Origin of the sequence: Arenibacter palladensis (assembly GCF_900129275.1) — a bacterium.
Taxonomy (GTDB): Bacteria; Bacteroidota; Bacteroidia; order Flavobacteriales; family Flavobacteriaceae; genus Arenibacter; species Arenibacter palladensis.
The window spans coordinates 269213-281557 of record NZ_FQUX01000003.1; the positions used below are offsets into that span (position 1 = coordinate 269213).

Annotated in this window: 10 protein-coding genes; 3 read left to right on the top strand and 7 right to left on the bottom strand. The window is 41.1% G+C overall.

The window, feature by feature from the left end:
- Positions 1-132: 132 nt before the first annotated feature.
- Entirely contained in the window at positions 133-972 is an 840-nt protein-coding gene (locus tag BUA60_RS11285) for a patatin-like phospholipase family protein (protein WP_072862068.1), read from the top strand.
- A 229-nt stretch (positions 973-1201) separates the two neighbouring features.
- On the opposite strand, the gene BUA60_RS11290 is transcribed toward BUA60_RS11285, so the two are convergent.
- The gene (locus tag BUA60_RS11290; protein WP_072861885.1) at positions 1202-1666 is read right to left on the bottom strand and encodes an Hsp20/alpha crystallin family protein; all 465 of its coding nucleotides are present in this window, start codon (positions 1664-1666) and stop codon (positions 1202-1204) included.
- A gap of 221 nt (positions 1667-1887) precedes the next feature.
- Between BUA60_RS11290 and BUA60_RS11295 the strand changes: the two genes are divergently transcribed.
- Complete coding sequence (locus BUA60_RS11295) at positions 1888-4398, top strand: cation-translocating P-type ATPase (protein WP_072862069.1); 2511 nt, start codon at positions 1888-1890, stop codon at positions 4396-4398.
- Positions 4399-4426: 28 nt separating this feature from the next.
- On the opposite strand, the gene upp is transcribed toward BUA60_RS11295, so the two are convergent.
- The 6 genes from upp to BUA60_RS11325 all read right to left on the bottom strand — a co-directional run bounded on the left by upp (position 4427) and on the right by BUA60_RS11325 (position 11126).
- Positions 4427-5080 (bottom strand): uracil phosphoribosyltransferase, encoded by a 654-nt coding sequence (gene upp / locus BUA60_RS11300; RefSeq protein WP_072861886.1) that lies wholly within the window; start codon positions 5078-5080, stop codon positions 4427-4429.
- Between the two features lie 98 nt (positions 5081-5178).
- Entirely contained in the window at positions 5179-7743 is a 2565-nt protein-coding gene (gene glgP, locus BUA60_RS11305) for an alpha-glucan family phosphorylase (RefSeq protein WP_072861887.1), read from the bottom strand.
- A gap of 174 nt (positions 7744-7917) precedes the next feature.
- Positions 7918-9006, bottom strand: coding sequence for a site-2 protease family protein (locus tag BUA60_RS11310; RefSeq protein ID WP_072861888.1), 1089 nt, complete (start codon positions 9004-9006; stop codon positions 7918-7920).
- A gap of 199 nt (positions 9007-9205) precedes the next feature.
- Positions 9206-9721, bottom strand: a complete 516-nt coding sequence (locus BUA60_RS11315; RefSeq protein ID WP_072861889.1) for a hypothetical protein — start codon at positions 9719-9721, stop codon at positions 9206-9208.
- 3 nt (positions 9722-9724) lie between these two features.
- Positions 9725-10486 carry an SDR family NAD(P)-dependent oxidoreductase gene (locus BUA60_RS11320; RefSeq protein ID WP_072861890.1) on the bottom strand — a complete coding sequence of 254 codons (762 nt, stop codon included), beginning with the start codon at positions 10484-10486 and terminating at the stop codon, positions 9725-9727.
- 1 nt (position 10487) lies between these two features.
- Positions 10488-11126, bottom strand: coding sequence for a WG repeat-containing protein (locus BUA60_RS11325; RefSeq protein ID WP_072861891.1), 639 nt, complete (start codon positions 11124-11126; stop codon positions 10488-10490).
- A gap of 385 nt (positions 11127-11511) precedes the next feature.
- Here BUA60_RS11325 and BUA60_RS11330 point away from each other — a divergent pair, with 385 nt between their 5' ends.
- Positions 11512-12336, top strand: coding sequence for a universal stress protein (locus BUA60_RS11330; protein WP_072861892.1), 825 nt, complete (start codon positions 11512-11514; stop codon positions 12334-12336).
- Positions 12337-12345 lie beyond the last annotated feature (9 nt).

Consider the following 12345-nt stretch of genomic DNA (forward strand, 5'->3'; position numbering starts at 1 on the left):
TGTATTGTGCACTACATCCGAAAGAAATGATATCGGTCATAACCCCTACCTAGATTGTAAAAACCTGACAATGGTCATATGCGTATTTCTTTAGATGGAATAATTTTGATTCAAATTCTAAATAAAAGGTTTATGACAACAGGGTTGGTCCTTTCTGGTGGCGGTATACGGGGTGTTGCCCATATTGGGGCCATAAAGGCGTTGGAGGAATACGGTATTTACCCTTCACATATTGCAGGCACTAGTGCAGGAGCCATAGTTGGTGCCTTGTACGCTTCTGGCTGTACTTGGGAGCAAATGTTGGATTTTTTTAAGACTACAGAGATTTTTAGTTTTAATAAGTATGCCATGGGAAAACCTGGTTTCCTGGACACGGAAAAATTCCATGATCAATTTAAGGCCTACATACCCCATGACACCTTCGAATCTTTGGAAAAGCAACTTTATGTAACAGCTACCAATTTGCTTGATGGTACGCTAAATGTCTTTAATCAGGGCGAACTTATAAAACCAGTTTTGGCATCAGCAGCTGTTCCCGGACTATTTGCGCCAGTACAAATCGACAAAGGTTATTACGTAGATGGTGGCACCTTGAACAATTTTCCGGTAGACCTAATAAAAAAATACTGTGATCGGATTGTGGGAGTTTATGTAAATCCGTTCAATCATGTAAGCATCAAAGAACTGAATCATGTAAACAAGGTTTTGGAAAGGGCATATCATGTAATGGTAGCCAATGAAACGACCAAAAAATTTATAGACTGTGATCTATTGATCCGTCCGGAGAAAATGGATCAGTATAGCATGTTTACCCTGAAAAATTTGGACATCATTTTTGATTTGGGCTATAATGCCACCATAAAAGCACTGGACAATAGTCCCCTGGCCTCCGAATTATTATCTGCGGCAGAATTGGAAGCTATGAACGGTTTTTCAATGGATCCTGCTGTAATTAAGAAACCACAGGAATAAACACTTTCTGTAAATTCTTTTAATACCCATAATCGTGCAATAAAGAATTCTGCAAGGGTAAGTATACTGGCGTATCCCCAATAAGATTCACATTCGTCCTAGAGACTTTTATCAGGGTAGACCTTTGGTGGTTTTAAAATGCAAAAGCCCTCCCGTCTGGACCACCCATATGGACTTATATTGGGTTTTGACGGGAAGGCATTGCTACTAACAAATAACCAACCAATAATTATCCGATTTGTACTTTTTTAGGAGGTGCCTTTTTAGCTTCCTCTTTCTTGGCAAGATTAAAGCTAAGGATACCATCCTTGTAGGCGGCCTTAATTTCTTCCTGTTTTACATTCTCAGGTAGCTGCAAGGACCGTTCAAAGGAATTATAGCTAAATTCCCTACGCGTAAATTTGTCCTCCTTTTCCTCCTTGGATTGCGACTTCTCGGCAGCAATATTTAAGCATCCATCCTCAATGGTTACCTCAAAGTCCTTTTTTTGAAAACCTGGAGCGGCAAGCTCTATCTCAAAATGGTCGCCGGTTTCCTTAATGTTTAAGGCTGGCTCCGACCTTTTCCCATTCCAGAAACTATCAGGTAGCATGTCCCTTACCCAAGCACGATTATCAAAAAAATCGTCCATATCAAAAAAATCTTGGGTCATAAGATTTCTAAATGGTCTTCTTTTAAATTTTACAAGTGTCATAGTATTTTGTTTTTAAGGGTTATATATTTATTGTGCCTCTAAAGTACATCCAACAAGCCTTGTACAAAATGATTTAGGTCAGTCTCTCAAAATTTCTTTACGTTTATTTTTACCATATCAAATCATTATATCAAAACTGTGCTAACCTTATACCAATTTGAAAGAATACGAAAGTTGGATTACCATATATGGTTAACTTCAATTTTGTTAATTTAGACAACATGATCAATCCACTCGATTTTGGCATTAAAGGCCTAACTGATGAAGCAGTAAAAAGCTCAAGAAAAAAACATGGCGAAAATAGCCTTAGCTATAAAAAGGAAAATGGGTTTTTGGACGCTTTAAAAAGTGTTGCCCAGGAGCCAATGGTCATCCTATTAATGGTGGCTTCCTCTATCTATTTTATAACAGGAAATAATGGTGATGGAATATTTATGGTCGCTGCCATTATCCTGGTTGCTTCAATATCCCTTTATCAGGATTCCAAAAGTAGGATGGCCCTGGAAAAATTAAAAAGTCTTACCCAACCCAATAGCCAGGTCATTAGGAATGGAGAAGTGGTAGATATTCCCAGTGAGGAGTTGGTAGTTGGCGACAGCCTAATGGTTGAGGAAGGCAACACCATTCCTGCCGATGGCACCATTGTTCATTCCAACGATTTCTCCGTAAACGAATCCATACTTACGGGAGAATCCCTTTCCGTTTTTAAGGATGCATCAAAATTGGACAATAAGATATTTGGTGGTACTACCGTAGCCAGTGGACTGGCGATCGCCACCATTACAGAAATTGGCAACAGCACCCAGTTGGGTAAAATTGGAAAAAGTCTCGAAGGAATCCAGGAAGAAAAGACGCCTTTGGAAAAACAGATATCCAATTTCGTAAAACATATGTCCATTTGGGGCGGTATCATTTTTCTTTTGGTCTGGGGTATCAATTACCTTCAATCACGGGAGGTATTGGATAGTTTGTTAAAAGCCTTAACCTTGGCCATGAGTGTCCTGCCAGAAGAAATACCTGTAGCCTTTACCACTTTTATGGCCTTAGGTGCCTATAGATTGATGAAAATGGGCATTGTGGTAAAACAAATGAAAACCGTAGAATCCTTGGGAAGCGCTACCGTAATTTGTACGGACAAAACGGGCACCATTACCCAGAACAAGATGGAACTTGCCAAACTCTTCACCTTGGATACGGGAGAGGTAGTTTCTGCAGATGCCCCCCTTAATAATTCCCAAAAAGAATTGGTCACTATAGCGATGTGGGCCAGCGAGCCAATTCCTTTCGATCCTATGGAAAAGGCTTTGCATGAGGCCTATGCCAGAATTGCCCATGTAGACCAGCGGCCGCATTATAAAATGATACACGAGTATCCGCTAAGCGGGAAACCGCCTATGATGACCCATCTGTTTCAAAATAGTGAAGGTAACCGTATCATTGCAGCCAAAGGGGCGCCTGAAGCCCTTTTGGCAACTTCCAAACTTACCGATTCCCAAAAAGAACAGATTACGGATATCTTGACCAATTTAGGGCAGGAAGGATACCGAATGTTAGGAGTGGGTCAGGCCAATTTCCAAGGGGTTGATTTTCCCGAAAAGCAACAGGATTTTCAATTTGCCTTCAAGGGATTGGTGGCCTTTTATGACCCCCCTAAAGATAACATCCGCCAGGTGTTGAAAGATTTCGACAAGGCTGGAATACAGGTAAAATTGGTTACAGGTGATAATCCAGCCACTTCCATGGCCATTGCCAAACAAATTAATTTTCCCGGCTATGAAAAAAACATGACCGGGGAAGAATTAATGCAATTGAAGGATGAGGAATTACAGCAAAAGGTAAAAAGCACACAGGTCTTTACCCGCATGTTCCCCGAAGCCAAATTAAGGATTGTAAACGCCATTAAGGCCAATAACGAAGTAGTGGCCATGACAGGTGATGGGGTCAACGACGGGCCAGCGCTCAAGGCATCTCATATTGGTATTGCCATGGGTAAAAAAGGAACTGAAATTGCCAAGCAGGCAGCCTCCTTGATCTTAGTGGACGATGACCTTTCCAAAATGGTAGATGCCATTGCCATGGGCAGAAAAATATATGGCAACCTAAAAAAGGCCATCCAGTATATCATATCCATTCATATCCCAATCATATTAACGGTATTTATCCCCTTGGCATTAGGGTGGGCCTATCCCGCTATATTTTCACCCTCCCATGTTATATTATTGGAATTGATCATGGGCCCCACCTGCTCCATTATTTATGAAAACGAGCCGATGGAGAAAAATACTATGATTCAAAAACCAAGGCCATTTACCACAACTTTTTTTAAGTTCAAGGAACTGATAACCAGTATCATTCAAGGACTAGTGATTACCTTGGGATCTTTATCCGTATACCAATACGCCGTTTTAGAAAGTCACAATGAATCCGTAACAAGAACTATGGTGTTTATGGTCTTGATATCTTCCAATATTTTTCTGACCTTGGTAAACCGCTCTTTCTATTATTCCATTTGGACCACTTTAAAATATAAGAACAACTTGGTGCCTTTGATCATTGGAATTACTTTGATCTTATCGGCATTGTTGCTCTTTGTGCCCCCATTGACAAGCTTCTTTCAATTTGAAACCTTAACCTTCAAACAGCTGGGAATTGCCGTCATGGCAGGCATGATGTCCGTACTATGGTACGAAATTGTGAAAGGGATTAAACGAGCCAGGTTAAAATTAAGATAGTGCAATAAATGTCCGGATGGTGAGCAGGCTAGAGTTTCACTCCAAATGCCAAATCCCCAGCATCCCCTATACCGGGAACAATATAGCCTTTGCTATTTAATTGGGTATCAATGGCCGCTATCCACAATTGGGTATTCTTTGGAAAAACTGTCTTGATATGGTCTATCCCGGATTGGGAACCAATTACCGATATAATATGGATCTGCTTGGGTTTACCATGGTTCTTAAGTGCATTTAAAACATTCTCCAACGTTTTTCCAGTGGCCAGCATTGGATCTGTAAGAATTAGGGTTTTATTTTCCAGAGAAGGGGCGGCAAAGTATTTTACTATAACTTCAAAAGCATCTTCATCTCCACGGTGATGCCTATATGCAGAAATAAAAGCGTTCTCAGCGTTGTCAAAGTAATTTAAAAGACCCTGATGTAATGGGAGTCCGGCGCGTAAAACGGAACACAGCACCAGATCATCCACTGGCATGGACATTTCCTTGGTTCCCAAAGGAGTTTCAACCATTTGGTTCCTATAGTTAAGGGTCTTGCTAAGTTCATAACCCAAAATTTCCCCAATACGTTCAATATTACGCCTAAAGCGCATACTATCGCGTTGAATATTGGCATCCCTAATTTCGGCTACAAATTTATTTAACAGTGAATTTTCTTCCCCTAGACTATGTACTATCATTGTTTATCCTTTTAGATTCAAGATACAGAATTCCCGTTACAATCCCTATAAAATCAGCAGCACCTGCCTCATAGCGTAGTCTTTTTTCTTCAAAATAATTATCGTTGCCATAAAATCAAATTGTTTTCCAAGGGCACAAAAATATTCTCGTAGCAGGGAACTATCCGGGCCGTGTAATGACTCGCCGGTCTACTCGTCCTAACACTAGCCTGGAACTCATGATCCGACCCATTCTTTGCAAGCCCCACAATCTCCATTTTAATTATTTCGTTTGGGCCTCCATGTAGGCCTTCGGCAAAAAGCTCAACAGAAATTTTGTCAGGGCCAAGGTGGTTTAACCAGACCAATATTTTATATTGATATCCTCCCGCAATATTTTCAATTTGGGTTTGGACAAAGCGCATTTGCCACCACTTATTTTGTAGATCAAGGTTGGTCTCGACTATTTTTTTTCCTACCATTCCTTTTTTGGACGATCTTTTTTTGTAATTATTGGCTGCCGGGAGGTAATATTTCTCCGTGTACTCACGAACGGCACGGTTTGCCGAAAACTTTGGGGTTAAGGTGGACATACTATTTCGCATTTTTGCCACCCATTTTTCGGGTATCCCCTCATCATTGCGGTTATAAAACTCCGGTACAACTTTTTGTTCCAATAACTCGTACAATTCGTTGGCCTCGATAGCATCCCAAGACGGGTCCCCACCATGTTCATTTCCATCGCCCAATGCCCACCCCACTTCCGGAGTATAGGCCTCTGCCCACCAGCCGTCCAGCTCCGATAGATTGATACCTCCATTTACCAAAACCTTCATACCACTGGTACCACAGGCCTCCCACGGACGCCTAGGTGTATTTATCCACACATCTACCCCTTGCACAAGGTGTTCTGTCAACAGCATATCATAATCGCTTAGAAAAACTACGTGATTATATAGGCCATGCCTGTCAATAAATTGCACCCATTGTCTTATCAACGCCTTTCCGGACTCATCATAGGGAGGAGACTTTCCTGCAATTACCAATTGAACTGGCTGTTGGGGATTTGTTAGAATGCGAATAAATCTTTCCGGATCATGTAAAAGTAGGTTTGGCCTCTTATAAGGAACAAATCGACGTGCAAAACCTAGAGTCAATGTTTCCTTATTAAATATATGCTTGGCCATTTCCACTATTTCTGGAGACTGGCCGGCGTCTTCGGTCTGTCCTTGGAACCTTTCGCGGATAAAATTTATCATGTGATGTCTGGAAGCGTTCCGGAATTGCCATAAAGCAACATCGGAAACACAGTAAATGTCTTGCTCAACAGATTCCAAATGACCTCTCCAGCGATCTTTTCCGCAGGAATGTGTCCAGATTTTATCGGCGTATATCGAATCCCAGCTGGGCATGTGAACTCCATTCGTGACATGTCCTATCGGTACTTCGCTGTTAGGCCACCTTTTAAACAAATTTCCAAAAAGAGTGCGACTTACCTCTCCATGAAGCCTACTTACCCCATTTACGGCACTACTGCCATGAATGGCCAGATAGGCCATATTAAAATACTGGGATAAATTAAGCGGGTTTTCCCTACCCAAAGCCAACAGGTCGTTAAAATCCAAATTTAAATCCTCTTTGGCATAATTGGCAAAGAACTGCCACATTAAAGACGGACTAAAATTATCAAATCCGGCTGAGACCGCGGTATGGGTGGTAAACAAATTTCCTGCACGGGTAACCGCCAATGCTTCCTGAAAGGATACGCCATTCTCCCGCATAAAATCGGCCGCCCTTTCCAGTACAAGAAAGGCGGAGTGACCTTCGTTCATATGACACACTTCCGGTGCAATATTCATGGCTCGGAGCAATCTCCACCCCCCTATACCCAATATAATTTCCTGCTGAATTCGAAGATCCGCCCCACCACCATATGCTGCACTGGTAATTCCCCTGTGAAGCGGCATATTAACTGGATCATTACTATCCAAAAGATAAAGTTTCACCCGGCCCACCTGTACCTGCCATGTACGCAACCAAACGGTATGCCCGGATAAGGAAATATTGATCCTCAACCATTCCCCATTGGGCAACCTGAGCGGCGAAATAGGCAGTTGCCCGGGATCATTGTACGGAAAAAGCGCCTGTTGGGTACCAAATTGATCTATCAACTGTCTAAAATATCCCTGTTGGTAAAGTAGCCCCACGGCAATAACGGGAATCCCTAAATCACTGGCCGATTTTAATTGATCCCCAGCAACATTGCCAAGACCGCCAACATAAATAGGCAATGCTTCGCTCAGCATGAATTCCATACTAAAGTAAGCTACACATTTTAAGGAGGATGAGGGATATTTCCTTTGGAACCATGCGGGGTCGTTTTGGGATTTCTCCTTAAGTTTCATCATTTCATCCAGCTTAGCCCTGAAGGCTTCATTGCCCATTTGAAATAGGAGTTGGTCCCGGGACACGTTCTGTAAAACTACCCACGGATTATGGGTCTCCATCCATAGTTCGGGATCCAATTGGTACCAGATTTCATCTACGGCATGGTTCCAAGACCATCGTAAATCAAGGGCCAACTCCGCAAGATCGTCAACCCCATCAATATCCGTTGGAATAAAACCATAAACCTGGTTGTTTACTAGAGGTTGTTGCGAACTATTTTTTTCTTTTCCTGCCACGTTTAGTTTTTATTACCATTAAATAATGGGAAGTTGTATACGGATAAAACAAAGGTTATTAAACGGCAATTGGAGCATGTACTTTAGGTAGGAAGTCTTCCCTAGAAGTATTATAACTTGGCTCCAATGACAATAACCTTCCGGAACATATATTGCACTTGAATTCATAAATCCCTAACTGGCCGATACCGTTTTCAACAATATAAATTCACTAATATTTACCATATCTATAGCACCGATCAATTTTTCGTTACTTGTTACCGGAAAAAAACTCTTTTTTTCCTTACCAACAAGTTCCAATACCTTGGTGATCTCTGTAGATTCATCGATCACAAGGAAGTTCTTATCCATAATATCCCTGACTAAAACAGAGGGATTCTTGGCATGTTTTATAACATCCTTTTGGGTCACTATTCCCTTTATTTCATTATCGAGAGCTACTACAAAATCTTTTTCCGTACTGGCCAAAAGGATATCTATAACCTCTTGTACATTATTATCCGGACGTAGTACCTTTATATTGGTCAAGGTGGCCTCCTTTACCAGATGCCCCTTTAAAATGAAGTTTTGCCTAACCATTTGATTCTCACCATACGCCCCGAAGAAAATAAAAAAGGCGATCAGGATTAAAAAGGGGTTTACAAAAAATCCTAGGATAAAAAATACTACGGCCAATGACTGCCCAATGCTGGCTGCAATGTTCGTTGCCTGCACACGACTTAATCTAAAGGCCAACAAGGCCCTAAGCACCCGCCCGCCATCCATAGGAAATGCAGGAATGAGATTAAACACAACCAACATTATATTGGCTATAAAAAGATAAAAAAGAAAATTCTGTAGGTTGGGTGCATAAAGCATCTCTTCTACCATAATATTATCGAAATTAAAATAGCTTTTAATAGGTATTATAAGCGACAAAAATATAGCGATCACAACATTAACGGCCGGACCGGCCAAGGCTACCAAAAGTTCCTGTCCCGGTTTTTCAGGCATTTTGTCCAAAGTGGCAACACCGCCAATGGGTAGAAGTATAATTCTTTGGGTCTTGATACCAAATTTTCTAGCGGTCAGGGCATGACCCAATTCGTGCAGTACCACACAGGCCATCAACACCAATATAAATCCTTGGTTAACGGCTACCCTTTCGAAGTTTCCGCTATTCTGAAACTCAATAAAACCTGCCCAAATCAATAATAGTGCAAAAGTCCAATGGACCTCCAATTGAATACCGGCAATCTTTCCCAACCTTAAAAAACCTTTCATAAATAATATTTTGCTGAAGATATTTCCACAGCACGACATTGACAATGACAAATGTCATATGTGGTAAAATTGCCCCGTGCAAATACCTAGGGGAGCAAACCCATAATCTTCAAACCTGAAAAACTATAGTACGGTAATAATAAATTTAGAAAGGCCTAGCGGTAAAAACCGCTAGTATTAGAAGAAAAAAGTGGTAATATCAGCTTATTTTTAATTTTCGTATCCTGGCATTTATCGAAGCTATTTCCTCCTTTTGCAATTTTCCGATAAGAGTCCTAAAATCCTTTTCCAATCCTGGATCTTGGTCTTTAATATCACAAAGGGCCTGTAAGGCATTCACCCTTACAATTCTACTTTCGGCAGGATCGCTTGCCCACTCCTTTAGTTTGGCCAAGACTAATTCCAGCTCCTGGTCATTAAGGAACAACCTGGACACCAACAAGGACAGATGCCACTTCAATTCCTTGTCTTCGGCACTTTGGATCAATCCCAATAAGTGACCTTTGTGACTTTCCAGATATTCCGGATGCCGTAGCGTAATTTTTTCCACGGCATCCGCAGCCCTCATTACTATATGCCTACCCTTGGAGCGGAGATAATGGAATAAAAGGTCGAAGTCCTTTTGATCCCGTATTAAAGGAACAAGAAAATTTACCCCTCCTATGGTCCTTAGGTCTCCACCCTCCAAATATTTTCTTATATCTTCCTTATCCATATCTCAAGAACTTAACATACCGCCATCTACCACATTGGTAGTACCTGTAATATACTTACTCTCGTCCGAGGCCAAGAAAAGTGCCATCTCCGCAATTTCATTGGATTCTGCATATCTACCCAAAGGTACAGCGGCCTCAAAGCCTTTCATAACCTCATCAGGACTACTGGGCGACATATCCACTTCTATACGCCGCATCATGTTATTGTTAACGGGACCCGGATGAATGGTATTCACGCGGATTTTACGCTCGGCATTTTCTTGGGCCGCAACCCTCATTAAACCAACCACCGCATGTTTGCTGGCCACATAGGCTCCCAACCCAGCAAAACCCTTTAAACCGGCTACTGAGGAAGTAATAATTACACTTCCACCGCGCTGCATTTTCGGAATTACATGCTTGCACCCCAGCCAAACTCCTTTTAGGTTTACCCCAATTACCTTATCGAAAATCTCGTCCGGATATTCCGTAATTGGTTTGGAAACACCTTCAATTCCGGCATTGGCGAAAAATATATCGATCTTTCCATGAACCTCTAGCGTGGTCTCGACAAACTTTTCGGTATCCGTGGCTTTTGAAACATCGGCAACACAAATGGACAGATTCTCGTGATCTATGGCCAAAATCGCCTTTTCCAAAACTTCCCTATCAATATCCACGATAACCACCTTGGCACCTTCCTGTAAAAACAGTTTTGCCGTGGCCAATCCTATGCCCCCTGCACCGCCCGTTATAACGGCTACTTTACCCTTTAGTCGTAACATCTTAATTATTTAAAGTTATCTTTCTTACTTCCCAACCTTGATCTTGGGTATGTACCCCAACCAAGCCTTTCGATAAATGTTTCACCCCTACTGAAGGCCTTTGATACCTCTTCTTGGTCATTTGGATATTATACCTTCTATTAAAAAACTCCACAATTTCCCCAGAGGTATCCAGCATAACATCGTGAAATTTAAATTCGTAAATATCTAGATTGAATTCGTTTTTCCCCTTCATGGATTTCTCAAAAAGGACAGCCGTAGTAAAGCCATTCTTAAAAGGATAAACATTTAATAACTGGGGTTCAAGTACTACATTACCCTTGGTATCTATAAACCCATAAACGGGAACACCATCCTCCACAATCTTGGTAATCAGGCAGCGTCCTTCATTGAACATAGGGTATTTTACACCGGAAATATCCTTTTTTGAGGTATCGGCATCCTTGTTCCAATAAATATCGTTACGAAAATCAATTACCATTTGACCCTCTTCATTAATAAATCCCCATTGATTCCCTTGTCTAACGGCCGCCAACCCTTCGCTAAACGGAGCTATCTCATCAATGTTTTTAACAGTTTGGGAATGGAATACGTTCGGAAGCATTAGCATTACGAATGCTGTGATAATAATATTTTTCATGACTTTGATTTTTATTTCTACTAAAGTAATGTTTGGATATGCTGTACAAAATGACCAAAGTCAGTAGTCCACAAATAATAAACCCCATCTTCGGACTTTCAGACATGTTCAGGGTATAGAAGCTTTTGAAAATATTAAAATGGAAATGAATTTTTCCCAAGGTACAGAGGGTCCTAGAACGGTATTTAATAAAAGCTGGATATTGTGACCAATATCATTTTAAATGGTAAAGCAACTGTATATTTTTGTTTCAGAACATTCTGTCCTTATAACAGAACCTGGGCCCGGCCTAAACAGAAATGGAAATTTTGTATTGGGGAACCAGCGAATTGAAACCGCTGCCAAAAAGTAAGGCCAAGATGACCACAACCATAAAAAATATACAATGAAACACATATTGGTACCTGTTGATTTTTCCGATTACTCGGCCTACGCGCTGGAGGCCGCTGCCGGCATAGCAAAACAGCAGAACGCGGATATTACCGTATTACATATGCTGGGAATTTCGGAGGCAGCATATGCCGAAGAGGAATTTTTGGAGTACGAAGAAGCCAAATACTTTATGGGGCTTGCAAAGAAAAAATTTAAGACCTTTCTGGACAAACCCTATTTAAAGGACATTACTATTCATAAAATAGTACAGAACTACAAGGTGTTCAGTGAGCTCAACAATGTGGCCAAGGAACAAAATATAGACTTGATCGTTATGGGTTCGCATGGAAGTACTGGCTTCAATGAAATTTTTATTGGATCCAATACCGAAAAGGTAGTGCGCACTTCCGATGTCCCTGTTTTGGTTATAAAAGAGCAAAATTCAAAATTCACTATAAACAATATCCTTTTCGCCTGTAGTTTTTCAGAGGATATGATACCGGCATTTAAGAATGTTAAGTTGATGGCACAAAAATTTTCGGCCAAATTAAAATTGGTTTACATCAATACCCCTTATCAAGATTTTTTGAGTACTCCGGAAGCCGATGATCGCATTGCCAAATTTATGAAGAAGGCCGAGGACACCAAATCCAAAGTTGAAATATACAACGACCGCAGTGTGGAAAATGGGATTCTTAATTTTAGTAAGACCGAAAAATTTGACCTCCTTGTACTTCCTACACATGGAAGAAAAGGCCTTTCACATTTCTTATTGGGTAGTGTAGGTGAAGATATCGTCAACCACGCAAGATTGCCGGTAATGACATTTAAGATCTGATCAATGATC